This window comes from Enterobacter sp. 302C9 (assembly GCF_034106085.1).
Lineage (GTDB): Bacteria > Pseudomonadota > Gammaproteobacteria > Enterobacterales > Enterobacteriaceae > Enterobacter > Enterobacter asburiae_B.
Genome location: NZ_JAWNBW010000005.1, coordinates 111,939 through 136,889 on the forward strand (window position 1 = coordinate 111,939; position 24,951 = coordinate 136,889).

24 protein-coding genes and 3 tRNA genes are annotated in these 24,951 nt (G+C 57.1%); 17 read left to right on the forward strand and 10 right to left on the reverse strand.

Features of this window, described 5'->3' with window-relative positions; genetic code table 11:
• Positions 1 to 141 precede the first annotated feature (141 nt).
• Entirely contained in the window at positions 142 to 411 is a 270-nt protein-coding gene (locus UR289_RS12060) for a DUF1435 domain-containing protein (protein ID WP_032660829.1), read from the forward strand.
• Between the two features lie 41 nt (positions 412 to 452).
• Here the strand turns inward: UR289_RS12060 and UR289_RS12065 are convergent.
• The 4 genes from UR289_RS12065 to rsmC all read right to left on the reverse strand — a co-directional run bounded on the left by UR289_RS12065 (position 453) and on the right by rsmC (position 1,974).
• Positions 453 to 538, reverse strand: a tRNA-Leu gene (locus tag UR289_RS12065).
• A 33-nt stretch (positions 539 to 571) separates the two neighbouring features.
• Positions 572 to 658: transfer RNA gene (locus UR289_RS12070), tRNA-Leu, on the reverse strand.
• Positions 659 to 686: 28 nt separating this feature from the next.
• Positions 687 to 773, reverse strand: a tRNA-Leu gene (locus UR289_RS12075).
• 172 nt (positions 774 to 945) lie between these two features.
• Positions 946 to 1,974: a 16S rRNA (guanine(1207)-N(2))-methyltransferase RsmC gene (gene rsmC / locus UR289_RS12080; protein ID WP_320710233.1), complete on the reverse strand. Its 1,029-nt coding sequence runs from the start codon at positions 1,972 to 1,974 to the stop codon at positions 946 to 948.
• 102 nt (positions 1,975 to 2,076) lie between these two features.
• Between rsmC and UR289_RS12085 the strand changes: the two genes are divergently transcribed.
• From UR289_RS12085 to UR289_RS12120, 8 genes are all read left to right on the forward strand, one after another.
• Positions 2,077 to 2,490 carry a DNA polymerase III subunit psi gene (locus UR289_RS12085; RefSeq protein ID WP_033144572.1) on the forward strand — a complete coding sequence of 138 codons (414 nt, stop codon included), beginning with the start codon at positions 2,077 to 2,079 and terminating at the stop codon, positions 2,488 to 2,490.
• Positions 2,459 to 2,902 carry a ribosomal protein S18-alanine N-acetyltransferase gene (gene rimI / locus UR289_RS12090; protein ID WP_033144573.1) on the forward strand — a complete coding sequence of 148 codons (444 nt, stop codon included), beginning with the start codon at positions 2,459 to 2,461 and terminating at the stop codon, positions 2,900 to 2,902. Before UR289_RS12085 ends, rimI begins: the two co-directional genes overlap by 32 nt.
• Positions 2,903 to 2,921: 19 nt before the next feature.
• Positions 2,922 to 3,599, forward strand: a complete 678-nt coding sequence (gene yjjG, locus UR289_RS12095) for a pyrimidine 5'-nucleotidase (protein WP_039260913.1) — start codon at positions 2,922 to 2,924, stop codon at positions 3,597 to 3,599.
• A 91-nt stretch (positions 3,600 to 3,690) separates the two neighbouring features.
• A complete protein-coding gene (gene prfC, locus UR289_RS12100; RefSeq protein WP_087823447.1) occupies positions 3,691 to 5,280 on the forward strand; it encodes a peptide chain release factor 3 in 1,590 nt (529 codons plus the stop codon).
• Positions 5,281 to 5,578: 298 nt separating this feature from the next.
• Positions 5,579 to 6,196, forward strand: a complete 618-nt coding sequence (osmY, locus tag UR289_RS12105) for a molecular chaperone OsmY (RefSeq protein WP_069303640.1) — start codon at positions 5,579 to 5,581, stop codon at positions 6,194 to 6,196.
• Between the two features lie 127 nt (positions 6,197 to 6,323).
• Positions 6,324 to 6,485, forward strand: a complete 162-nt coding sequence (locus tag UR289_RS12110) for a DUF1328 domain-containing protein (protein WP_003856556.1) — start codon at positions 6,324 to 6,326, stop codon at positions 6,483 to 6,485.
• A 120-nt stretch (positions 6,486 to 6,605) separates the two neighbouring features.
• Entirely contained in the window at positions 6,606 to 7,658 is a 1,053-nt protein-coding gene (locus UR289_RS12115) for a patatin family protein (protein WP_320710237.1), read from the forward strand.
• Positions 7,655 to 8,437, forward strand: coding sequence for a TatD family hydrolase (locus tag UR289_RS12120; protein WP_320710239.1), 783 nt, complete (start codon positions 7,655 to 7,657; stop codon positions 8,435 to 8,437). Before UR289_RS12115 ends, UR289_RS12120 begins: the two co-directional genes overlap by 4 nt.
• Here UR289_RS12120 and UR289_RS12125 read toward each other — a convergent pair.
• Both UR289_RS12125 and UR289_RS12130 read right to left on the reverse strand, forming a co-directional pair.
• Positions 8,432 to 9,292, reverse strand: a complete 861-nt coding sequence (locus tag UR289_RS12125; RefSeq protein WP_320710241.1) for a YjjW family glycine radical enzyme activase — start codon at positions 9,290 to 9,292, stop codon at positions 8,432 to 8,434. The two genes, UR289_RS12120 and UR289_RS12125, sit on opposite strands and share 6 nt — an antisense overlap.
• Positions 9,267 to 10,814: a YjjI family glycine radical enzyme gene (locus tag UR289_RS12130; RefSeq protein ID WP_214538719.1), complete on the reverse strand. Its 1,548-nt coding sequence runs from the start codon at positions 10,812 to 10,814 to the stop codon at positions 9,267 to 9,269. Before UR289_RS12130 ends, UR289_RS12125 begins: the two co-directional genes overlap by 26 nt.
• A gap of 262 nt (positions 10,815 to 11,076) precedes the next feature.
• Here UR289_RS12130 and deoC point away from each other — a divergent pair, with 262 nt between their 5' ends.
• The 4 genes from deoC (at position 11,077) to deoD (ending at position 15,413) form a co-directional block, all read left to right on the forward strand.
• A complete protein-coding gene (deoC, locus tag UR289_RS12135; protein WP_023310320.1) occupies positions 11,077 to 11,856 on the forward strand; it encodes a deoxyribose-phosphate aldolase in 780 nt (259 codons plus the stop codon).
• Positions 11,857 to 11,965: 109 nt separating this feature from the next.
• Positions 11,966 to 13,288, forward strand: coding sequence for a thymidine phosphorylase (deoA, locus tag UR289_RS12140; protein ID WP_047060215.1), 1,323 nt, complete (start codon positions 11,966 to 11,968; stop codon positions 13,286 to 13,288).
• 53 nt (positions 13,289 to 13,341) lie between these two features.
• The gene (gene deoB, locus UR289_RS12145; protein ID WP_087823439.1) at positions 13,342 to 14,565 is read left to right on the forward strand and encodes a phosphopentomutase; all 1,224 of its coding nucleotides are present in this window, start codon (positions 13,342 to 13,344) and stop codon (positions 14,563 to 14,565) included.
• Between the two features lie 125 nt (positions 14,566 to 14,690).
• Positions 14,691 to 15,413 carry a purine-nucleoside phosphorylase gene (deoD, locus tag UR289_RS12150; protein WP_010427122.1) on the forward strand — a complete coding sequence of 241 codons (723 nt, stop codon included), beginning with the start codon at positions 14,691 to 14,693 and terminating at the stop codon, positions 15,411 to 15,413.
• A 61-nt stretch (positions 15,414 to 15,474) separates the two neighbouring features.
• Here deoD and lplA read toward each other — a convergent pair whose 3' ends face one another.
• Together lplA and UR289_RS12160 are read right to left on the reverse strand one after the other, a co-directional pair.
• Complete coding sequence (gene lplA / locus UR289_RS12155) at positions 15,475 to 16,491, reverse strand: lipoate--protein ligase LplA (protein ID WP_039260887.1); 1,017 nt, start codon at positions 16,489 to 16,491, stop codon at positions 15,475 to 15,477.
• Positions 16,492 to 16,530: 39 nt separating this feature from the next.
• A complete protein-coding gene (locus UR289_RS12160; RefSeq protein WP_032660794.1) occupies positions 16,531 to 17,175 on the reverse strand; it encodes a YtjB family periplasmic protein in 645 nt (214 codons plus the stop codon).
• A gap of 117 nt (positions 17,176 to 17,292) precedes the next feature.
• Between UR289_RS12160 and serB the strand changes: the two genes are divergently transcribed.
• Genes serB through nadR form a run of 3 tightly spaced genes read left to right on the forward strand, consistent with a single transcriptional unit; the run spans position 17,293 to position 20,928 of the window.
• Positions 17,293 to 18,261, forward strand: a complete 969-nt coding sequence (gene serB / locus UR289_RS12165) for a phosphoserine phosphatase (RefSeq protein WP_023310325.1) — start codon at positions 17,293 to 17,295, stop codon at positions 18,259 to 18,261.
• A gap of 11 nt (positions 18,262 to 18,272) precedes the next feature.
• Positions 18,273 to 19,658 carry a DNA repair protein RadA gene (radA, locus tag UR289_RS12170; protein ID WP_014068810.1) on the forward strand — a complete coding sequence of 462 codons (1,386 nt, stop codon included), beginning with the start codon at positions 18,273 to 18,275 and terminating at the stop codon, positions 19,656 to 19,658.
• Between the two features lie 37 nt (positions 19,659 to 19,695).
• Positions 19,696 to 20,928 carry a multifunctional transcriptional regulator/nicotinamide-nucleotide adenylyltransferase/ribosylnicotinamide kinase NadR gene (gene nadR, locus UR289_RS12175; protein ID WP_015572616.1) on the forward strand — a complete coding sequence of 411 codons (1,233 nt, stop codon included), beginning with the start codon at positions 19,696 to 19,698 and terminating at the stop codon, positions 20,926 to 20,928.
• A gap of 96 nt (positions 20,929 to 21,024) precedes the next feature.
• Here the strand turns inward: nadR and UR289_RS12180 are convergent, their stop codons facing one another.
• Positions 21,025 to 22,026 (reverse strand): zinc-binding alcohol dehydrogenase family protein, encoded by a 1,002-nt coding sequence (locus UR289_RS12180; protein WP_087823437.1) that lies wholly within the window; start codon positions 22,024 to 22,026, stop codon positions 21,025 to 21,027.
• 108 nt (positions 22,027 to 22,134) lie between these two features.
• On the opposite strand from UR289_RS12180, the gene UR289_RS12185 reads away from it, so the two are divergent.
• Positions 22,135 to 23,034, forward strand: a complete 900-nt coding sequence (locus UR289_RS12185) for a LysR family transcriptional regulator (RefSeq protein ID WP_320710244.1) — start codon at positions 22,135 to 22,137, stop codon at positions 23,032 to 23,034.
• A 129-nt stretch (positions 23,035 to 23,163) separates the two neighbouring features.
• On the opposite strand, the gene ettA is transcribed toward UR289_RS12185, so the two are convergent.
• Positions 23,164 to 24,831 carry an energy-dependent translational throttle protein EttA gene (gene ettA, locus UR289_RS12190; RefSeq protein ID WP_006810191.1) on the reverse strand — a complete coding sequence of 556 codons (1,668 nt, stop codon included), beginning with the start codon at positions 24,829 to 24,831 and terminating at the stop codon, positions 23,164 to 23,166.
• Between the last annotated feature and the right edge of the window lie 120 nt (positions 24,832 to 24,951).

Here is a 24,951-nt window from a genome sequence, read left to right on the forward strand (position 1 = left end):
TCAAAGAGTAATTATCAGAAAATCTTTAGATGTTGTTAACAGGTGTGCAATTTATCACCTTAGGCAATTCCTGTCATTACGGGAAAGGTAAAGGTCGATGGATTTTGATTCATTCAGCTGACAAATGATAACTTGTGTCATATGATATTGGTTATCATTATCGTTGTGAGAGGGCAGATCATGTTGAACAGGGCGCTTGGCAGTGGTTGGGGGGTATTGCTACCGGGAGCCATTCTCGGCGGGTTGATGTTTGCCGATCTCTCCCTTGATACCTGGAAAGCGATCATTGTGTCAGGACTGTTAGTCACGTCAGGCATGATCTGGCATAAGCAGCTGCGCCACTTTGTTTTACTGCCATCATGCGTAGCACTGGTCAGTGGAATTCTGGTGATACTGATGAGTTTGAAATAACAGAGAAAACAAGAGGAACTTCAGAAGGGATGTAAGATAATTGGTGCGAGGGGGGGGACTCGAACCCCCACATCCTAAGGACACTAACACCTGAAGCTAGCGCGTCTACCAATTCCGCCACCTTCGCACAGTCATCTTACTATTTTTGATATCGCCTCGTTGGTGCGAGGGGGGGGACTCGAACCCCCACATCCGTAAGGACACTAACACCTGAAGCTAGCGCGTCTACCAATTCCGCCACCTTCGCCCAGTGCGAGCAATATCATTGTGATTTATGGTGCGAGGGGGGGGACTCGAACCCCCACATCCGTAAGGACACTAACACCTGAAGCTAGCGCGTCTACCAATTCCGCCACCTTCGCATACCATCGATACTGTAAAAGTATCGTAACCACGGAGGCGCATTCTAGATGTTTTCAGCTTTACGTCAACAGAAAAGTGCGCGCGACGCCTTGATTGCTGCAAAAATGGCCGATGCAGGCGCTATGCGGAGCCGGATGGCGCTTGTGCTTATCCGGCCTGCTGGAGCGGAGATTACTTTTTGGCCTGGCGCGTCATGACGGTACGGTAGACCTTAAAGCGGCCGGTCTGGGCGATCACTTCGTGGAAGCCGAAGGTTTCGTCCAGCACTTTCGGGTACGCCAGGAAGGCGTTCGCGACTATACGCAGCTCGCCGCCGCTGTTCAGATGACGGGTTGCGCCGCGGATCAGCGTTTGTGCCGCTTCAAGGCTGGTCTCCATACCGTCGTGGAACGGCGGGTTAGAGATAATCATGTCGAAGCGACCGGTGACGTCGGAGAAGACGTTGCTGGCAATCACCTCGCCTTCAATGCCGTTTGCGGCAAGCGTTGCGCGGCTGGCTTCAACAGCCGGGGCGCTCACGTCACAGAGGGTTAAGCGCACTTTGGGTGAATGGCTGGCGAGCACGGTAGAGAGCACGCCCGCGCCGCAGCCCACGTCCAGCACTTTGCCTTTGGTGTGCGGCGTCAGGGTGGAGAGCAGCAGCTTGCTGCCCGTATCCAGCGCGTCGCGGCTGAACACGCCCGGCAGGGTTTTGATGGTCAGGCCGTCAAGCTGGTACTCGTCCCAGTATGCCTGTGGATCGAACGTTGTCTGCTTTTCCAGACGGCCATGATACAAACCACAGCGGCGTGCGCTGTCGACTTTATTCAGCGGCGCGTAGCCTTCCAGCATCTGTTCAGCGCTACGCACGCCGCTGCGGTTCTCACCCACCACGAAAATATCGCAGCCTACCGGCAGCAGGGAGAGCAGGTTCATCAGCTGGAACTGGGCTTCAGGCTTGTTCTTCGGCCAGTAGTAAATCAGCGTATCGCAGTCGGCAATATCGCTCTGCTCCGCCACCAGGCTAAAGCGCGCGCGCTCGCCCATCTGGCGGCTCAGCACCTGCCAGTGGTGGTAGTAGTGGGTGTGGGCACGGCTTTCAGCACAGTCGAAACGCGCAGGCAGGTCATCCTGCATATCTCCGGCAAACAGAATACGGCTTTCTTCGAAATCATCACTGTGACGCAGCAAGACTTCACTTGCCGGGGTAAATGCAGACATGAATTGTTCCTCAATAAACTCAGGCGGGGATTATAGTAGGTAGATGGCGCACTTTCGACACATTTGCTATATTTGCGCGCCTGAGAGACAGGAGTTTTCCCTATGACATCCCGACGAGACTGGCAGTTGCAGCAGCTGGGCATTACCCAGTGGGCTTTGCGTCGCCCGACGGCGTTGCAGGGCGAAATCGCCATTTCCATCCCTGCGCACGTACGCCTGGTGATGGTGGCGGAAGAACTGCCTGCCCTGAATGAACCCCTGATCGATGATGTCCTTCGCAGCCTGAAGATGACGGCCGACCAGGTTTTACAGCTGACGCCAGAGCGTGTCGCGATGCTTCCTCCTGATAGCCGCTGTAACAGCTGGCGTATCGGAGAGACAAACGAGATCCCCCTCCAGGGGAGCCAGATCTGCTCGCCAGCGCTGGACGAACTGAAAGCCAACCCAAAAGCGCGCAGCGCGCTATGGCAACAAATCTGCGAATATGAACACGATTTCTTCCCTCACGACGCCTGACCTGACCACAGCGTTTGCGATTGAAACACGCGCCCACGCCTTTCCGTGGAGCGAAAAAACCTTCGCCAGCAATCAGGGCGAACGGTATCTGAACTTCCGTCTGGACGTTGACGGCACCATGGCCGCCTTCGCGATCACGCAGGTTGTTCTTGATGAAGCGACGCTGTTTAATATTGCGGTTGATCCCGCGTTCCAGCGCCGTGGGCTGGGAAGAGAACTGCTCGAGCACCTCATTCGTGAGCTCGAAACCCGTGACGTTTTCACCCTGTGGCTGGAGGTGCGCGCGTCGAATGTCGCCGCCATCGCACTCTATGAAAGCTTAGGCTTTAACGAGGCGACAGTCCGCCGTAACTACTACCCCACCGCAGAGGGACGTGAAGACGCCATCATAATGGCTCTGCCGATTGGATAACGAATATAAGGTTGTAACGATGAAATGGGACTGGATTTTCTTTGATGCCGACGAAACGCTGTTTACGTTTGACTCGTTCGGCGGCCTGCAGCGGATGTTTCTCGACTATAGCGTGACCTTCACCGCTGAAGATTTTCAGGACTATCAGGCGGTAAACAAGCCGCTGTGGGTGGATTACCAGAACGGTGCCATCACCGCGTTACAGCTTCAGCACCAGCGTTTTGACGTCTGGGCGGAACGCTTAAAGGTCAGTCCGGGAACGCTGAACGATGCCTTCCTGAACGCGATGGCCGATATCTGTGCGCCACTGCCGGGTGCGGTTTCCCTGCTGAATGCGTTGAAAGGCAAGGTCAAACTGGGGATCATCACCAACGGTTTTACTGCCCTGCAGCAGATCCGCCTCGAGCGTACCGGCCTGCGCGATCATTTCGACGCGCTGGTGATCTCCGAAGAGGTGGGCGTACCTAAACCGGATCCGCGTATTTTCGACTACGCGCTGGCCCAGGCCGGTCATCCTGACCGCGATCGCGTCCTGATGGTGGGTGATACGGCAGAGTCAGATATCCTGGGCGGCATGAAGTCAGGTTTGTCGACCGTCTGGCTCAACGCGCATGGCCGCGTGAAGCCTGAAGGCATCGAGCCGACCTGGACCGTGACGTCGTTGAACGAACTGGAGCAACTCCTGTGTAAACAATGATTGCCTGCCCCCCATTGATGGGTAAAATAGCCGCAATTTTGTATTCCATGATGCGTGGCGTGCTGCCGCGCTTATAAAAGAAGATTTAATTATGACGTTGTCTCCTTATCTGCAAGAGGTGGCCAAGCGCCGCACTTTTGCCATTATCTCTCACCCGGATGCCGGTAAAACGACCATCACTGAGAAGGTGTTGCTATTCGGACAGGCGATCCAGACTGCCGGTACCGTTAAAGGCCGTGGCTCCAGCCAGCATGCAAAATCCGACTGGATGGAGATGGAAAAGCAGCGTGGTATTTCGATTACCACCTCCGTGATGCAGTTCCCGTATCACGACTGCCTCGTGAACCTGCTGGATACCCCGGGCCACGAAGACTTCTCCGAAGATACCTACCGTACCCTGACGGCGGTGGACTGCTGTCTGATGGTGATCGACGCCGCGAAAGGTGTAGAAGACCGGACCCGTAAGCTGATGGAAGTCACCCGTCTGCGCGATACGCCGATCCTCACCTTTATGAACAAACTCGACCGTGACATCCGTGACCCGATGGAAGTGATGGACGAAGTGGAAAGCGAGCTGAAAATCGCCTGTGCGCCAATCACCTGGCCAATTGGCTGCGGCAAGCTGTTCAAAGGGGTGTATCACCTCTATAAAGACGAAACCTACCTGTATCAGACCGGTAAAGGCCACACCATTCAGGAAGTTCGCGTGGTGAAAGGTCTGGATAACCCTGAGCTGGACGCGGCAGTCGGCGAAGAGCTGGCCGCGCAGCTGCGCGACGAGCTGGAGCTGGTGAAGGGGGCGTCTCACGAGTTCGATAAAGAGCTGTTCCTGAGCGGTGAAATCACCCCGGTCTTCTTCGGTACCGCGCTGGGTAACTTCGGCGTTGACCACATGCTGGACGGTCTGGTGGAGTGGGCGCCGCGTCCGATGCCGCGTAAAACCGACACCCGTGAAGTGGAAGCGAAGGAAGAGAAATTCACCGGCTTCGTGTTCAAAATTCAGGCCAACATGGACCCGAAACACCGCGACCGCGTGGCCTTTATGCGCGTGGTGTCCGGTAAGTATGAAAAGGGCATGAAGCTGCGCCAGGTGCGTACCGGGAAAGACGTGGTGATCTCCGATGCGCTGACCTTTATGGCGGGCGACCGTTCGCACGTTGAAGAGGCGTATCCGGGCGACATCATCGGTCTGCACAACCACGGCACGATTCAGATCGGCGATACCTTCACCCAGGGTGAAATGATGAAGTTCACCGGTATTCCGAACTTCGCACCGGAGCTGTTCCGTCGTATTCGTCTGCGCGATCCGCTGAAGCAGAAACAGCTGCTGAAAGGCCTGGTTCAGCTCTCCGAAGAGGGCGCCGTGCAGGTGTTCCGCCCAATCGCGAACAACGACCTGATCGTGGGTGCGGTCGGCGTGCTGCAGTTCGACGTGGTTGTCGCGCGTCTGAAGAGCGAGTACAACGTGGAAGCGATTTACGAGTCCGTGAACGTCGCGACCGCGCGCTGGGTTGAGTGTTCTGACGTGAAGAAATTTGAAGAATTTAAGCGTAAGAACGAAATTCAGCTGGCGCTGGATGGCGGCGATAACCTGACCTATATCGCGCCAACCATGGTGAACCTGAACCTGACGCAGGAACGTTACCCTGACGTTCAGTTCCGTAAAACCCGCGAGCACTAATCCCTCTCAGAGCACGGCTCCCGCCGTGCTCTTCTTTAATTCCTGTCTTATTAATCCCTTGCGGAATGTTCTTAATTCAACGCAATTTCACGCTATTCGCGCGTTTTTTACCCAATTCTGAAAGCGGCTCTGTGAGAGTGATCTATATTTAACTCAGTGTTTAACACCGGGCGTGGATAAATTAACTGTTCAATGCATGACTTTAGGTTGTCCATTTTGCCCGTGTGTTTATTCGCAATATATAAAACTACTAAGGAAGTATGTAGCCCGAATAACGGGTAAACACAGGAATAGATCGATGAATATGACAAGACTGAAGATTTCGAAAACTCTGCTGGCTGTAACCCTGGGTAGCGTTCTGATGAGCGGTTCCGCTCTGGCGGAAAGCAGCACAATGGATAAAGCCCAGTCCACGGCCGATACCGCAGGGCAAAAAATCGATAGCTCTATGAATAAAGTCGGCAACTTCATGGACGACAGCTCAATCACAGCAAAAGTGAAAGCCGCACTGGTGGATGATGAAGCCATCAAAAGTACCGATATTTCCGTGAAGACCGACAAGAAAGTGGTCACGCTGAGCGGCTTCGTGGAAAGCCAGGCTCAGGCCGAACAGGCGGTGAAAGTCGCGAAAGGCGTTGAAGGCGTTGCGTCCGTCAGCGATAAGCTGCACGTACGTGACGGTAAAAACGCGTCGGTGAAAGGTTATGCCGGTGATGCAGCCACCACCAGCGAAATCAAAGCTAAACTTTTAGCAGATGACATCGTGCCGTCCCGCAAGGTGAAAGTGGAAACCACCGATGGTGTGGTTCAGCTCTCCGGTACGGTAGATTCGCAGGCGCAAAGCGAACGCGCCGAGTCCATCGCGAAAGCGATTGACGGTGTGAAAAGCGTTAAAAACGATCTGAAAACGAAGTAAATCTGGACCATTCGCCCGTCTGGTTAAAACCTGCGGGCGAAATAAGAACGACTCTGGAAAAACGCCGGTGAGTGACCTGAGCGCTCACGTTTAGCGGCCGACATTAACTATGGTAAAGGAGAAGCTTATGTTTCGTTGGGGCATTATATTTCTGGTTATCGCGTTAATTGCCGCCGCATTGGGCTTTGGTGGACTGGCAGGTACAGCGGCATGGGCAGCTAAAATTGTCTTCGTTGTGGGTATTATTCTGTTCCTGGTCAGCCTGTTTACGGGTCGTAGACGTCCGTAGCAAACGCAATATTCCTTCAACAAAATAAAGCCAGTCACTGTGACTGGCTTTTTCTTATTTGCGGAACAGGTCGGGTGCGTTACTGTGGTGTTATAAAATAATCAAAACAGGAAAGCAGAGGTGGGGCAACGAATTCCCGTTACGCTCGGCAATATTGCGCCGCTGACGTTAAAACCGTTTCGCGCAGGTCAACTCGCGCTGGTCTGCGAGGGTGGAGGACAGCGCGGCATTTTCACCGCCGGCGTGCTGGATGAATTTATGCGCGCGCACTTCAACCCGTTTGACCTTTACTTCGGCACCTCTGCCGGGGCGCAGAACCTCTCTGCCTATGTGTGTAACCAGCCTGGCTATGCGCGAAAGGTCATCATGCGCTACACCACGGCGAAAGAATTTTTTAATCCGGTGCGTTTTGTGCGCGGCGGCAACCTGATCGATCTCGACTGGCTGCTGGAATCGACCTCCAGCCAGATGCCGCTGGCCATGGATACCGCTGCCCGTCTGTTTGATAGCGGCAAAGAGTTCTGGATGTGCGCCAGCCGGGGCGATGACTATTCACCGGGCTATTTTTCTCCTCAGAAGGAGAACTGGCTGGACATCATCCGCGCCTCCAGCGCGATCCCCGGCTTTTATCGTACCGGTGCCCTGCTGGACGGTATTAGCTATCTGGACGGGGGGATCAGTGACGCGGTGCCGGTGCAGGAAGCCGCCCGGCGCGGGGCGAAAACCATTGTGGTGATCCGTACCGTACCGTCGCAAATGTATTACACGCCCCAGTGGTTCAAACGGATGGAGCGCTGGTTGGGCGACAGCAGCCTGCAGCCGCTGGTGAACATCGCGAAGCAGCATGAAACCACCTACGGCGCGATGCAGCGCTTCATTGAAAAACCGCCGGGCAAGCTGCGTATTTTTGAAATCTATCCGCCTAAGCCGCTGCTGAGCATGGCCCTGGGCAGCCGCGTCCCTGCGCTGCGCATGGATTACAAAACGGGGCGGCTGTGCGGGCGTTACTTCCTGGCGACGGTGGGGAAAATGCTGGCGGAGCAACCGCCGCTTCATCGCCATAAACGCATTATTTTGCCGCCTGCGATTGTCGCCAACGACGCCCTGACGATGCCGCTGGTGGATATTCCGCAGGCGAATGACGCTTTACTGGATAACGAGGATCTGGCGTGACGCTCCGCTTTGTCGATACCCACTGCCACTTTGATTTTCCGCCGTTTACGGGGGATGAAGCGCAAAGCATAGCGAAAGCGGCCGAAGCAGGCGTTCAGGCTATCATTGTGCCGGCAGTGGAAGCGGCCTATTTTTCCCGAGTGCTGGATCTTTCCACACAGCACCCTGCGCTCTATGCCGCGCTCGGCCTGCATCCGATTGTGATTGAACGGCATCTTGATGAGCACATTGAGAGGCTTGATGAGGTCGTGCAGACCGCAGGAGACAAACTTGTCGCCATCGGTGAGATCGGTCTCGATCTTTATCGTGAGGATCCACAGTTTGAGCGCCAGCAGACGATCCTCGACGCGCAGCTCAGGCTGGCGAAGCGCCACGATCTGCCGGTGATCCTCCACTCAAGACGCACGCACGATAAGCTGGCGATGCACCTGAAACGCATCGATCTGCCGCGAAAAGGGGCCGTGCACGGTTTCTCCGGCAGCCTGCAGCAGGCGCAGCGTTTTATTGAACTGGGCTATAAAATTGGCGTCGGTGGCACCATCACCTATCCGCGCGCCAGTAAAACCCGGGACGTGATGGCACAGCTGCCGCTGTCGGCGCTCCTGCTGGAAACCGACGCGCCGGATATGCCGCTGAATGGTTTTCAGGGCCAGCCGAATCGCCCGGAACAGGCGGCGCGCGTGTTTACCACCCTGTGTGAACTGCGAAAAGAGCCTGAAGAGGTGATTGCCGATGCGCTGCTGGAAAATACCCGTTCGGTATTTGGCATCACGCTATAGGTAAAGTGCCGGACGAATCACCGTTATCTTCTGTTTTTCCAGCGCCCGCGCCAGCGGTTCAACGTCCTCGGGCGTGGCGCTGCGCCACGACGCAGCCTCACCGTAAACGCCCTGCGCATGAAACGCGTTGATACGCACCGGAACATTCCCAAGCCCGTGGATAAAGGTTGTTAGCGGTTTGAGGTGTTCCAGATAATCACACAGCTCCGGAATCACCAGCAGGCGGAGTTCCGTCAAACGGTGACGATCTGCCAGCCAGCGGATGCTCTGCTTGATCTGCGGGTTTTCGCGTCCGGTCAGGAAACGGTGATGCTCGTTCCCCCACGCCTTCAGATCCAGCATTGCGCCATCCAGTACCGGCAGCAGCTTTTGCCAGCCGGTTTCGCCTAACAGACCGTTGCTGTCTACCAGGCAGGTGAGGTGGCGCAGGGCGGGATCGGCTTTGATCGCGGTAAACAGGGCAATCAAAAACGGTAATTGCGTTGTGGCTTCGCCGCCGCTGACGGTGATCCCTTCGATAAACGGTGCGGATTTGCGGACCTGAGTGAGGATCTCTTCCACGCTGAAGCGGTGCGCCATAGGCGTTGCCTGCTGCTGGCACAGGTGCAGGCAGGTGTCGCACTGCTGGCAGTCACTCTCCTGCCACCAGACGCGTCCGGCCTGAATCGTTAGCGCGTCGTGCGGGCAGTGGGGCACACAGTCCCCGCAGTCGTTGCAGCGGCCGATCGTCCACGGGTTGTGGCAGGTTTTACAGCGCAGGTTGCAGCCCTGCAGGAACAGCGCCAGGCGGCTGCCCGGCCCGTCCACGCAGGAAAAAGGAATGACCTGACTAACTAAAGCGCATCTGCTGTTCATGGCTAACCACGCGCGGCTGACGTTCCAGAATACGGGTATTGCGTGCGGCCTCTTCTCCCAGCCACGTGGTATTGATGCGCGATCCGGCTTCCCGGTATTTCTCCAGGTCCGACAAGCGAACCATGTAGCCGGTCACGCGGACCAGATCGTTACCCGCTACGTTGGCGGTAAATTCACGCATACCGGCCCTGAACGCGCCCAGGCAAAGTTGAACCACCGCCTGCGGGTTGCGTTTGACCGTCTCCTCCAGGGTGAGAATATCGCTGATTCCGGAGTGATAGTGTTTGTGATGCGGCGCAACGGCCAGCAGATGGCTGATGGGATCCGGCTCGTCGCCGTAAGGCAGGCGCGCGCCCGGCGTGGTGCCGGAGTCGGAGCTGATCCCCGACTGCGCGTGCAGCATCGCGCGATGCTTCCAGCCGTGTTTCACCGGCGTGCTTTCAACGAACGCTGCAAGCTGTTCGCTGATGCGATAGCCCAGCGCGTTGGCCTGTTCATCCTTTCCGTAGCGTCCCGCTATTCCTGCTTTCTCACAGAGCGCGTTTACCGCTTCCGCCAGGCCGTACATGCCAAACATGGGTACAAACCGTTCCGCATCAATCAGCCCCTCTTTTACCAGGAAGCTATTCTCAAAGAAGCCAGATTGCTCGTAAAGGAAACCGCAGCGTGCATCGATGATGGCAATTTGCTGCTGGCAGTAGTGCGGGAGCGTGCGGGTGAAGAAGTCGTCAATGGATGCGCTGCGTTCAGCAATGGCTTTGAGGTTAAGGCGCACCAGGGTGCTGCCGCCGCCTGCAAGCGGCAGGGAGTTGTAACAGCTCACCACACCATAACGGCCTTTTGTGAAAATTTTATCATTCATCGGGCCATTAGAAATATGCGGTTTGCTGCATTCACAAATGTTTTTCGCCACCTCAAGCAGCAAATCATCTGGGGTGATATCGGGATCGTAGATAAAGGTCAGGTTCGGCGCGACCTGCTTCAGCTCTGCATCGGCACGCAGAATGGCGCGCGTGACGGGCGTATCTTCAGGCCCGATGTTTGCGTGCATAAACGCATCCGGCAGCGTACGGTCGAGATAGCGCCAGAAACGTTTTATTCGGCTATCGATCTCTTCTTGTGTTAGAATTCTAACATATGGAGTTAATATCGCATCAAGCTGACCGAGATAGACCGGCATCGATGTGACGGACGGAACATGATGGTAGAGGATGGTTAACAGCGAGAGGGCGTCGTCGAGATCTTTCGCGCCTTCCAGCTCCAGCCACTCTGAACCGTTAGCCAGAAATTTTGCGTAATCCGGCAGAACGTAACGGGGTTTGTAAGGCGAATGGCCTTCGAACATGTCGCAGATAAACCCTTCGTCCAGTGCGGCTCGTGCGGCCTCAGGAAGTGCCGGGTAAGGCAGGTTGTTTTCCGCTTCCAGCGCCAGAAAATGACGTTTTTGTTCCGGGGTTAACACCGGGCTTGTGACAATGTGCTGGCAACGTTGTTGCAGGGCGTCGGGGCTGGAGTGGGGCATAGTCGCTTCCTTGAGTGTTCTGCGGATGATGAGCGGATTGTAGGAAGCCAGCCTGTCGGGGCTTTTGATCCGACAGGGGGTATCGCTGCTTTAGTCGGCAATTTACGCGCTAAAGTTTGAAGAAGATCTCATTACAGTAATGCAAATTTGTATGCAGTTTTCATTAACTGTGATGAATGTCGAAGTGTGGATGCGGGTGAATGTTAGAATACTCACAGACCCGCAAGGTAAAATTTATACGGCACTGCCGTTGGAGAATGTTATGACCGATTTAACTGCAAGCAGCCTGCGCGCGTTGAAACTGATGGACCTGACCACCCTGAACGATGACGACACCAATGAAAAAGTCATCGCCCTGTGCCATCAGGCGAAAACGCCGGTGGGTAACACCGCAGCCATCTGTATCTACCCGCGCTTTATCCCGATTGCCCGTAAGACGCTGAAAGAGCAGGGTACGCCGGACGTGCGCATTGCAACCGTAACTAACTTCCCGCATGGCAACGACGATATCGAGATCGCGCTGGCAGAAACCCGCGCGGCGATTGCTTACGGCGCAGACGAAGTTGACGTGGTGTTCCCGTACCGCGCGCTGATCGCCGGCAACGAGCAGGTCGGTTTTGACCTGGTGAAAGCCTGTAAAGACGCGTGCGCGGCGGCAAACGTGCTGCTGAAAGTGATCATCGAAACCGGCGAGCTCAAAGAAGAAGCGCTGATTCGTAAAGCATCTGAAATCTCCATCAAAGCCGGTGCGGATTTCATTAAAACCTCTACCGGTAAAGTGCCGGTGAATGCGACCCCGGAAAGCGCGCGCATCATGATGGAAGTGATCCGCGACATGGGCGTATCCAAAACCGTTGGTTTCAAACCTGCGGGCGGCGTGCGTACTGCTGAAGACGCGCAGCAGTTCCTGGCGATTGCCGACGAACTGTTTGGCGCCGACTGGGCCGATTCCCGTCACTACCGCTTCGGTGCGTCCAGCCTGCTGGCCAGCCTGCTGAAAGCGCTGGGTCATGGCGACGGTAAGAGCGCAAGCAGCTACTGATTGCCAGACAATGCCGGATGACGCTTCGCTCATCCGGTCGACAGGATCGTAGGGCGGGTAAGCGTAGCGCCACCCGCCACAACTCCCCCGATTCCGCATGGAGGTTACCGTGTTTCTCGCACAAGAAATTATTCGTAAAAAACGTGATGGTCATGCATTAAGCGATGAAGAGATCCGCTTCTTCATCAACGGCATTCGTGATAACACCGTCTCAGAAGGGCAAATTGCGGCTCTGGCGATGACCATTTTCTTCCACGATATGTCGATGCCTGAGCGCGTGTCGCTGACCATGGCGATGCGAGATTCAGGAACCGTTCTGGACTGGAAAAGCCTCAACCTTAACGGCCCGATTGTGGATAAGCACTCCACCGGCGGCGTGGGTGACGTGACGTCTCTGATGCTCGGCCCTATGGTGGCAGCCTGTGGCGGTTACATCCCGATGATCTCCGGGCGCGGCCTGGGCCACACCGGCGGTACGCTCGACAAACTGGAAGCCATTCCGGGCTTCGATATCTTCCCGGACGACAACCGCTTCCGCGACATTATTAAAGACGTTGGTGTGGCGATTATCGGCCAGACCAGCTCTCTTGCTCCGGCAGACAAGCGTTTCTACGCCACCCGCGACATCACCGCGACCGTTGACTCCATCCCGCTGATCACCGCCTCTATCCTGGCGAAGAAACTGGCAGAAGGGCTGGACGCGCTGGTGATGGACGTGAAGGTGGGCAGCGGCGCGTTTATGCCGACCTATGAACTTTCTGCTGCGCTTGCCGAAGCGATCGTTGGCGTCTCCAACGGCGCGGGCGTGCGCACCACCGCGCTGCTCACCGACATGAACCAGGTGCTGGCCTCCAGCGCCGGTAACGCCGTCGAAGTGCGTGAAGCGGTACAGTTCCTCACCGGTGAATACCGTAACCCGCGTCTGTTCGACGTCACCATGGCGCTGTGCGTTGAGATGTTAATCTCCGGCAAGCTGGCCAAAGACGACGCAGAAGCCCGAGCGAAACTGCAGGCGGTGCTGGATAACGGCAAAGCGGCGGATATTTTCGGCCGCATGGTCGCAGCCCAGAAAGGCCCGACCGATTTCGTCGAAAACTACGCGAAATACCTGCCAACCGCGACGCTCAGCAAAGCGGTGTATGCCGATAGCGAAGGGTTTGTCTCTGCAATGGACACCCGTGCGCTGGGTATGGCAGTAGTCTCGATGGGCGGCGGCCGTCGTCAGGCGTCAGACACCATTGATTACAGCGTCGGCTTTACCGATATGGCCCGTCTGGGCGACAGCGTTGACGGTCAACGTCCGCTGGCGGTGATCCACGCGAAAGACGAAGCCAGCTGGCAGGAAGCGGCTAAAGCGGTGAAAGCGGCAATTACGCTTGACGATAAAGCGCCGGAAACCACACCGACTGTCTATCGCCGTATCACCGAATAGCGGTATACTGATCTGATCGATAATTTTTGAAGCACTACGTACGGAGAACAATTATGAAACGTGCATTTATTATGGTGCTGGACTCATTCGGCATCGGCGCAACCGAAGATGCAGAACGTTTTGGTGACGTGGGTTCCGATACCATGGGCCACATCGCGGAAGCCTGTGCAAAAGGCGAAGCGGACAACGGTCGTAAAGGCCCTCTGACTCTACCTAACCTGACCCGCCTCGGTCTGGTGAAAGCGCATGAAGGTTCTACCGGTAAAATCGCAGCCGGTATGGACGGCAACGCGGAAGTCGTGGGCGCCTACGCCTGGGCTCACGAGCTCTCCTCCGGTAAAGACACCCCGTCTGGCCACTGGGAAATCGCCGGTGTGCCGGTGCTGTTCGACTGGGGTTATTTCTCCGATCACGAAAACAGCTTCCCGCAGGAGCTGCTCGATAAGCTGGTGAAGCGTGCCAACCTGCCGGGCTACCTCGGTAACTGCCACTCTTCCGGTACCGTGATTCTGGATGAGCTCGGCGAAGAGCACATGAAAACCGGCAAGCCGATTTTCTACACCTCTGCTGACTCCGTGTTCCAGATTGCGTGCCATGAAGAGACGTTTGGCCTGGATAAACTCTACGAGCTGTGCGAAATCGCCCGTGAAGAGCTGACCGAAGGCGGCTACAACATCGGCCGCGTGATCGCGCGTCCGTTTGTGGGCGACAAAGCGGGTAACTTCCAGCGTACCGGTAACCGTCACGACCTGGCGGTTGAGCCACCGGCGCCAACCGTGCTGCAGAAGCTGGTTGAAGAGAAAGACGGCCACGTGGTGTCCGTGGGTAAAATCGCGGATATCTACGCCAACTGCGGCATCACCAAAAAAGTGAAAGCCACCGGTCTGGATGCGCTGTTCGATGCCACCATCAAAGAGATGAAAGAAGCGGGCGACAAGACCATTGTCTTCACCAACTTCGTGGACTTCGACTCCTCCTGGGGCCACCGTCGCGACGTTGCGGGCTATGCAGCGGGTCTTGAGCTGTTCGACCGCCGTCTGCCGGAGCTGATGGAGCTGGTGGGCGAAGATGACATTCTGATCCTGACCGCGGACCACGGCTGTGACCCAACCTGGACCGGTACCGACCACACCCGTGAGCACATTCCGGTGCTGGTGTACGGCCCGAAAGTGAAGCCGGGCTCGCTCGGTCACCGTGAAACCTTCGCGGACATCGGCCAGACCCTGGCGAAATACTTTGGTACGTCTGACATGGAATATGGCAAGGCCATGTTCTAAACGGATTGGGTGCGGCCTGATGCCCTCACCCCGACCCTCTCCCACAAGGAGAGGGAGAACAGAATGTAGGCCGGGTCAGGCGTAGCCGCCACCCGGCAAAAACAACAATGTAAAAGGAACTGAAGATGGCAACTCCTCACATTAACGCAGAAATGGGTGATTTCGCTGACGTCGTATTGATGCCGGGCGACCCGCTGCGCGCGAAGCACATTGCAGAAACCTTCCTGGAAGACGTGCGTGAAGTGAACAACGTTCGCGGCATGCTGGGCTTCACCGGTACCTATAAAGGCCGCAAAATTTCCGTTATGGGCCACGGCATGGGTATCCCATCCTGCTCTATCTACACCAAAGAGCTGATCACCGACTTCGGCGTGAAGAAAATCATCCGCGTTGGCTCCTGCGGCGCGGTCCGTATGGACGTTAAGCTGCGCGACATCGTTATCGGTATGGGTGCCTGCACCGATTCCAAAGTTAACCGCATGCGTTTCAAAGACCATGACTTCGCGGCGATTGCTGACTTCGGCATGGTGCGTGACGCGGTTGACGCGGCAAAAGCGCTGGGCGTTGAAGCGCGCGTGGGTAACATCTTCTCTGCTGACCTGTTCTATGCCCCGGACGGCGGCGAGATGTTCGACGTGATGGAGAAATACGGCATCCTGGGCGTGGAAATGGAAGCGGCAGGTATCTACGGCGTCGCGGCTGAGTTTGGTGCGAAAGCGCTGACCATCTGCACCGTGTCTGACCACATCCGTACCCACGAGCAGACCACCGCTGCCGAGCGTCAGACCACCTTCAACGACATGATCAAAATCGCGCTGGAATCCGTTCTGCTGGGCGATAAAGAGTAATTCTTTCTCTTCCCTCCCTCTCCCTGCGGGAGAGGGCCGGGGTGAGGGCACCAGACCGCATCTAGCGCACTGCCTGTGCAATCCACGCCGACAGCTCCCGCAGCTCTTTTTCCTGCTCCGGGAAATCCCCAATCATCGTGTCGCATTCCTGCTGCAGCATATCCGCCCTGTACAAACAGCCCTGCAAACGTGCCGCCAGCGCCTCTAACGGTGCCGGGTTCAGGCTATCTGTAAACACCTGCGTGCGGGTGATATGGCCTTTCTCCACGTCAAAATGCAGCTCCACGCCGCCCCAGGTGAAACGCTCGTCCAGCAGATGGGAAAAGGCAGGAGCCTGACCGAAGTTCCATTCCCAGCTGCTCTGGCGGGCGAAGGTTTCGGCGAAGTTGGGCAGGTCCGGGGTTTTGTCAGGGGAGATGACTTCTGCTTCCACGCGCTCGCCGTAATGTTCAAAGAACGCGTCACGGATCGCATCGCAAATCTGCTCGTGAGTAATTCCCGGCAGCAGTTCCACCAGATTTGCCACGCGGCCGCGCACGGAGGTAATTCCTTTGGCCTGGAGCTTTTTTTTATCCGGATTCAGGTAGTTAGCCAGACGGCTCAGGTCAGCGTTCAGCAACAGGGTGCCGTGGTGGAACCCGCGATCCATCGTTTCGCGATAGGCGGAGCCGGAGACTTTCCGGTCGCCCTCGGGGGTTTTCACCACCAGATCGTTACGCCCGGAGGCTTCCGCCGTCACGCCGAGTGAATTGAGCGCGTTGAGGACGATGGACGTTGAGATGGTTTTGTCGTACTCCGGTTTACCCGCCATAAAGGTAAAGCAGGTATTGCCCAGATCGTGAAACACCGCGCCGCCGCCGCTGCTGCGGCGCGCGAGACGGACGTTGTCCTCTTCCATACGCCGCGTATTGCACTCTTTCCACGGGTTTTGCGCGCGGCCGATGACCACCGTATCGGCGTTCCGCCAGAGAAACAGTACGCGCTGGGTGGCGGGCATCTGGCGGAAGATGCACTCTTCTACCGCGAGATTAAACCAGGGATCGTAAGAGTCAGAGATAAGCAGGCGTAACGTCGTCATGGCAAAGTTCCTTTTCCGAATCGTTCGCCTACTTTATCACTAATCTTTCTTCTCGCTCTCTTCGTCTTCGGGGACGGATTTGCTGGCGGTCAGCAGGAACGGGGATTGCTGCCAGCGCGAGCGCTTGCCGCGAAGCAGGGTACGCGCCAGCACAACGCCGATGGCGAGTGAAAGCAGCAGCATCAGGCGCAGAATATTGGTGGTATTATCGACCTGTTTGGCTTCAGTAGGCAGGGTGTGGGTATCGAGGGTCAGGCGCAGATAGCCCAGTGGGCCATTCTTCCCCTGAATAGGTTCGACAATCTGCTGGTTAAAGTAGCCCCCGGCTTTTTTCCCGTCCAGCGCCAGCCTGTCGCGCACGTCGACGTGCTCGCCCGCGCGGGCAATCAGGTTGCCTTGCTCATCATAGACGCCGGCATCAAGAATGCGGCTATTCTCCGTGAGCAGGCGTAAAACCTGGCCTATCCGCTTCTCGTCCGGCGTTTCGGTACGCATGGACGGCGCGACGTTGAGCGTCACCTGGCGCGCCAGCGTGCGGGCCAGCTCTTCAAACTGCGGGTTGCGTTGCCGTTGATGGTTCTGGCTAAACCACGATGCCCCTTGCATCAGCACCACTAATAGTGCGAGACAGGAAAGGACAATCACGGCGCGATGGAGCCGGAATTTCAGTTTTGCGCGAGCCATATTCCACCTGCTGAAAATTTACGGCTTAATGTTGCCAGAAGTGATGGTTACAGGGTAGCCTCATGCGTTATTTTCCCTCTGCAACCTTCCGGCGCGAACGAAATTACAGGAGCTTTAATGCCGAACATTACCTGGTGTGACCTGCCAACGGATGTCTCTTTATGGCCAGGATTGCCGCTCTCTTTAAGTGGCGATGAGGTGATGCCTCTGGATTACCACGCCGGTCGTAGCGGCTGGCTCCTCTACGGACGCGGTCTGGATAAGCAACGCCTGACCCAGTATCAAAGCAAGCTGGGTGCGGCGATGGTCATCGTCGCCGCCTGGTGCGTGGAAGACTACCAGGTTATTCGCCTGGCGGGTTCCCTGACGCAGCGCGCAACGCGTCTGGCGCATGACGCCGGGCTGGACGTCGCGCCGCTGGGCAAAATTCCGCATCTGAAAACCCCGGGCCTGCTGGTCATGGACATGGACTCAACCGCCATTCAGATCGAGTGTATTGACGAGATTGCGAAGCTGGCGGGCAGCGGCGAGCTGGTGGCGGAAGTCACCGAACGTGCGATGCGCGGCGAGCTGGACTTCACCGCCAGCCTGCGCCAGCGCGTGGCGACCCTGAAAGGGGCCGATGCCAACATTCTGCGTCAGGTGCGCGACGTGCTGCCGCTGATGCCAGGGCTGACGCAGCTGGTGCTGAAGCTGCAATCCCTCGGCTGGAAAGTGGCGATTGCTTCCGGTGGCTTCACCTTCTTCGCGGATTACCTGCGGGAAAAACTGCATCTGACCACCGTGGTGGCCAATGAGCTGGAGATCATGGACGGCAAGCTGACCGGCCAGGTGATCGGCGATATCGTTGATGCCCAGTACAAAGCCAATACGCTGACGCGTCTGGCGGAAAAATATGAAATTCCGGTCGTCCAGACCGTCGCCATCGGCGATGGCGCGAACGACCTGCCGATGATCAAAGCCGCCGGTCTGGGCATTGCCTACCATGCCAAGCCAAAAGTGAATGAAAAGACGGAAGTCACTATCCGTCACGCTGACCTGATGGGGGTGTTCTGCATTCTCTCCGGCAGCATTAATCAGAAATAACGAGGTAAACCGTGGCGAAAGCTCCAAAACGCGCATTTGTCTGTAATGAATGTGGTGCGGATTATCCGCGCTGGCAGGGGCAATGCAGCGCCTGTCATGCCTGGAACACCATCACCGAAGTGCGTGGTGTGGCGGCTTCGCCGAGCGTGGCGCGCAATGAGCGCCTGAGCGGCTATGCCGGTAACGCGGGCGTGGCGAAGGTGCAAAAACTTTCGGACATCAGCCTCGAAGAGCTGCCGCGCTTCTCCACCGGGTTCAAAGAGTTTGACCGCGTGCTCGGCGGCGGCGTGGTGCCGGGTAGCGCGATCCTGATCGGCGGTAACCCGGGCGCGGGTAAATCGACCCTGCTGCTGCAAACGCTCTGCAAGCTCGCCGAACAGATGAAAACCCTGTACGTCACGGGCGAAGAGTCTCTACAGCAGGTGGCGATGCGCGCTCACCGCCTCGGCCTGCCGACCGGCAACCTGAACATGCTCTCCGAAACCAGCATCGAGCAGATCTGCATGATTGCCGAAGAAGAGCAGCCGAAGCTGATGGTGATCGACTCCATTCAGGTGATGCACATGGCGGACATTCAGTCCTCGCCGGGCAGCGTCGCGCAGGTGCGTGAAACCGCGGCTTACCTGACGCGCTTTGCCAAAACGCGCGGCGTGGCGATTGTAATGGTCGGCCACGTGACCAAAGACGGCTCGCTGGCCGGACCGAAGGTGCTTGAACACTGTATCGACTGCTCCGTAATGCTCGACGGCGACGCGGATTCTCGCTTCCGTACCCTGCGCAGCCACAAGAACCGCTTTGGCGCGGTGAACGAACTGGGCGTGTTTGCCATGACCGAACAGGGGCTGCGCGAAGTCAGCAACCCGTCGGCCATCTTCCTGAGCCGCGGCGATGAGATCACCTCCGGCAGCTCGGTGATGGTGCTGTGGGAGGGAACGCGCCCGCTGCTTGTTGAAATTCAGGCGCTGGTGGACGTGTCGATGATGGGCAACCCGCGGCGCGTGGCGGTCGGTCTGGAACAGAACCGTCTGGCGATCCTGCTGGCGGTGCTGCACCGTCACGGCGGGCTGCAGATGGCGGATCAGGACGTCTTCGTTAACGTGGTCGGCGGCGTCAAAGTCACGGAGACCAGCGCAGACCTGGCGCTGCTGCTGGCGATGGTCTCCAGCCTGCGCGACAGACCGCTGCCGCAGGATCTGGTGGTCTTCGGCGAAGTGGGCCTCGCCGGGGAAATCCGTCCGGTACCCAGCGGCCAGGAGCGTATCTCCGAGGCGGCAAAACACGGTTTCCGCCGGGCGATAGTTCCCGCCGCCAACGTGCCGAAAAAGATCCCGGAAGGGATGCAGGTATTTGGCGTGAAAAAACTCGCAGATGCGTTAAATGTCTTTGACGACTTATAATTACGTAAATTTGATTTTGCAGGAGGCACCGTAATTTATGTCATCATTTGACTACATCAAGACCGCAATCCGCCAGAAGGGCTGCACGCTGCAGCAGGTGGCGGACGCCAGCGGCATGACCAAAGGCTACCTGAGCCAGCTGCTGAACGCCAAAATCAAAAGCCCCAGCGCGCAGAAGCTGGAAGCGCTGCACCGCTTTCTGGGGCTGGAGTTCCCGCGTATGCAAAAGAACATCGGCGTGGTGTTCGGCAAGTTTTACCCGCTGCATACCGGGCATATCTATCTGATCCAGCGCGCCTGTAGCCAGGTTGACGAGCTGCACATCATCATGGGCTACGACGAAACCCGTGACCGTCAGCTATTTGAAGACAGCGCCATGTCGCAGCAGCCGACCGTGCCGGACCGCCTGCGCTGGCTGCTCCAGACCTTTAAGTACCAGAAAAATATTCGTATTCATGCCTTTAACGAAGAGGGCATGGAGCCGTATCCGCACGGCTGGGACGTGTGGAGCAACGGCATCAAAGCGTTTATGGAAGAGAAGGGCATTGCGCCTAACTGGATCTACACCTCTGAAGAGTCCGACGCGCCGCAGTTCCGCGAGCATCTGGGCATCGAGACGGTGCTGATCGACCCGAAACGCACCTTTATGAACATCAGCGGAGCGCAGATCCGCGAGAACCCGTTCCGCTACTGGGATTACATCCCGACCGAAGTGAAGCCGTTCTTCGTGCGTACCGTCGCGATCCTGGGCGGCGAGTCGAGCGGTAAATCAACGCTGGTCAACAAGCTGGCGAATATCTTCAACACCACCAGCGCGTGGGAGTACGGCCGCGATTATGTCTTCTCGCACCTTGGCGGCGACGAGATGGCGCTGCAGTATTCCGACTACGACAAAATCGCGCTCGGTCATGCCCAGTACATTGATTTTGCGGTCAAATACGCCAACAAAGTGGCGTTTATCGATACCGATTTCGTGACCACACAGGCGTTCTGTAAAAAATATGAAGGGCGCGAGCACCCGTTCGTGCAGGCGCTGATTGACGAATACCGCTTTGACCTGGTGATCCTGCTGGAAAACAACACCCCATGGGTGGCCGACGGCATGCGCAGTCTCGGCAGCTCCGTGGACAGGCGAGAGTTTCAGACCATGCTGGTGGAGATGCTCAACGAAAACAACGTTGAGTTTGTCCATGTGGAAGAGTCTGACTACGACTCCCGTTTCCTGCGCTGCGTCGAGCTGGTGAAGGAGATGATGGGGGAGCAGGGGTAAAAACTTACCCCTCACCCTAACCCTCTCCCACAGGGAGAGGGGACTTTAACCTCCCTCTCCCTGTGGGAGAGGGCCGGGGTGAGGGCATCAAGCCACTCAGAACTCAATCACCACTTTCCCACGCATATGTCCCTCAAGCACTTTACGGTGCGCCTCGGTAATGCTTTCCACGCTCAGCCCGTGCAGCGTTTCGCTGAGCGAACTTTCAACCACGCCGTTATCCACCAGTTTTGCCACCTCATTGAGGATCTCCCCCTGACGCGCCATATCCGCGGTCTGGTACATGCTGCGGGTGTACATAAACTCCCAGTGCAGGGCGGCGGATTTGGACTTCAGCTTGTCCTGGTTCAGCGGATGTTCATTTTCAACGATGGAACAGATATGCCCCTGCGGCGCAATCAGTTCGCTGACCGCATCCCAGTGCCCGTCGGTGTCGTTGAGGATGAAAATGTAATCCACAAAGGTGAGCCCCTGTTTCGCCAGCTCGCCTTTCAGATCGCGGTAGTTGACGACAATATCAGCCCCGCGATCGCGGCACCACCGGGCGGAATCTTCTCGTGAAGCCGTTGCGACGATCTTCACCTTGCTGTTGTGCTTCGCAAAGGGGATCGCCAGCGATCCCACGCCGCCAGCGCCGCCGATGATCAGCAGCGTTTTGTCCGCCCCGGCATCCTGAATGTTCAGGCGTTCAAACAGACCTTCCCACGCGGTGAGCGCGGTCAACGGCAGTGCAGCGGCAGCCGCCCAGCCGAGGCTGGCAGGCTTGTGGCCGACTATGCGTGCATCAATCAGCTGGTGCGTGGTGTTGCTGCCCGGGCGGGTGATGTCGCCCGCGTACCAGACCTCGTCACCCGGTTTGAATCCGGTCACGCCAGCCCCCACGGCTTTGACGATCCCGCTGGCGTCCCACCCGAGAATACGCGGCTCGCTCAGCCCGTTTTTAGCAATGCCCGCGTGGACTTTGGTATCGACCGGGTTAACAGAGACGGCCTTCACCTCTACCAGCAGATCGTGCTCGCCGGGCTGCGGCATTGGCGGGGTGATTTCAATGAAGGTGGACGGATTTTCTGGGTTAACGGCAATAGCTTTAACAGACATGGTGTGCTCCTCAATGGCATGCGTTTTGTTGAGGCTAGTCTATAAAGTGGACAGTTGCGTGATAAGATGGACAATCAAGAACTCAGCGTTCGTACAGGGTGAACAATCATGTTTAAGCAGCTGCAGGATATGGCGCTGTTCGCGCTGGTGGCGGAGATGGGCAGCTTTACCGCGGCGGCGCAGAAGGCGGACCTGCCAAAATCCAGCGTTAGCCAGCGAATTAGCCAGCTGGAGCAGCAGGTGGGTATCCGCCTTCTGAACCGCACCACGCGCAGGATCAGCCTCACATTTGCGGGCGAGCACTATCTGGTGCACTGTCGCGAGATGCTGGCGGCCAGCGAGCGGGCCGAGTACGCCATTCAGCGGCTGCGCGAAAACCCGAGCGGGCGGCTGCGGATCACCTGTCCGGCGGGAATTGGGGCGACGCTGCTGGCGCACATGAATGCCGAGTTTCAGCTTCGCTATCCTGACGTTTCGCTGGATGTGTCGATCTCTGATGACGTGGTGGATCTGGTCGAGGCCGGTTTTGACGTAGCGCTGCGTACCGGTAAGCCGCAGGACTCCTCCCTGATTGGCCGGATGATCGGGCACTGCCCGCGCTACATGCTGGCCTCACCGGACTATCTGGCGCGTCGGGATCCGCTGACGCATCCCCGTCAGCTGGTGGAGCACCGCTGCATTACGCACCGGGCGTGGTCGGAGTGGCTTCTGCGAAGCGAGAGCGAGGATTACCGCTACCTGCCGGATAACGCGCACATGACCGATAATCTGGTCTACGCCCGCGAATGTGCGATTGCCGGTGCGGGGATCACGCTGCTTCCCGCCTTCCTGGTAGAAGATAAAATTGAAAAAGGGGCGCTGGTTCAGGTGCTGCCGGAGTGGAATGTTGAAGGTAACGATCTGTGGCTGGCCTACCCAAGCCGCAAGCTGAATTCGCCCGCGCTAATGAGCTATATCGAGTTTGCAATGCAGTTTGATGAGGTGAAGCGGTATTACGTGGGCAAATAAAAAAAGCCGGGTGGCGGCTTCGCCTTACCCGGCCTACAAAGTGCGCAGCCTGATGCCCTCACCCTGACCCTCTCCCGCGGGGAGAGGGAATAAACATAAAAAACGGCAACCGAAGTTGCCGTTTTGCTTTTATTTCGCAATACGCTTGTACTTAATACGCTTCGGCTCCAGCGCGTCGGCGCCCAGCGTGCGTTTCTTGTACTCTTCGTATTCGGTGAAGTTACCTTCGAAGAACTCCACCTTGCCTTCGTCCTGGTAGTCCAGGATGTGGGTCGCGATACGGTCCAGGAACCAGCGGTCGTGCGAGATAACCATCGCGCAGCCCGGGAACTCCAGCAGGGCGTTTTCCAGCGCGCGCAGGGTTTCGATATCCAGGTCGTTTGTTGGTTCATCGAGCAGCAGAACGTTTCCGCCCACCTGCAGCAGCTTCGCCAGGTGCAGACGACCGCGCTCACCGCCGGACAGCTCGCCCACGCGTTTGCCCTGGTCGGTGCCTTTGAAGTTAAAGCGGCCAACATAGGCGCGGCTTGGCATCTCGGTGTTGCCGATACGCATGATATCCAGACCGCCGGAGACTTCTTCCCACACGGTTTTGCTGTTATCCATTGCGTCACGGAACTGGTCAACGGAGGCCAGCTTCACGGTTTCACCCAGGGTGATAGAGCCGCTGTCAGGCTGTTCCTGACCGGACATCATGCGGAACAGGGTCGATTTACCCGCGCCGTTCGGACCGATGATACCAACGATAGCGCCTTTCGGTACGGAGAAGGTCAGGTCGTCGATCAGCAGACGGTCGCCGTAGGACTTACGCAGGTTGGTCACTTCAACCACTTTATCCCCCAGACGTGCTCCAGGTGGAATAAACAGTTCGTTGGTTTCGTTACGTTTCTGGTATTCGGTGTTGTTCAGCTCTTCGAAGCGTGCCAGACGGGCTTTGCCCTTAGACTGACGGCCTTTCGCGCCCTGACGCACCCACTCCAGCTCTTTCTCGATAGACTTACGACGCGCCGCTTCCTGAGAAGCTTCCTGCGCCAGACGCTGATCTTTCTGCTCCAGCCAGGAAGAGTAGTTGCCTTCCCACGGAATACCTTCACCGCGGTCCAGCTCCAGGATCCAGCCGGCGACGTTGTCGAGGAAGTAACGGTCGTGGGTAATCGCCACAACGGTGCCTTCGAAGTCGTGCAGGAAGCGCTCCAGCCACGCCACGGATTCTGCATCCAGGTGGTTAGTCGGTTCGTCGAGCAGCAGCATGTCTGGTTTTTCCAGCAGCAGGCGGCACAGCGCCACGCGGCGGCGTTCACCCCCGGAGAGGTTCGCGATTTTCGCATCCCAGTCCGGCAGACGCAGGGCATCAGCCGCGCGCTCCAGCTGCACGTTCAGGTTGTGACCGTCGTGCGCCTGGATGATCTCTTCATACTTGCCCTGCTGCGCGGCCAGCTTGTCGAAGTCCGCATCCGGCTCAGCGTATTTGGCATACACTTCATCCAGACCTTTCAGCGCGTTAACCACTTCGGATACCGCTTCTTCAACGGATTCGCGAACGGTGTGTTCCGGGTTCAGCTGAGGTTCCTGCGGCAGGTAACCAATCTTGATGCCAGGCTGCGGACGGGCTTCACCTTCGATGTCTGTATCAATGCCGGCCATGATGCGCAGCAGGGTGGACTTACCGGCACCGTTGAGACCCAGAACACCGATTTTTGCGCCCGGGAAGAAGCTCAGCGAGATATTTTTAAGAATATGACGTTTCGGCGGGACAACTTTGCCGACACGATGCATGGTATAAACGAATTGAGCCACGTTGGACTTCGCCTCTTTTATCGTAATGAGAAGGAATTTCAGCCTCGAAGTGTAGCCTTTTTCACGTCCTAATCCCAGCCAGGAACGTCGGGAGTGTTAAAACGCGCAAGAAAGGTAAAA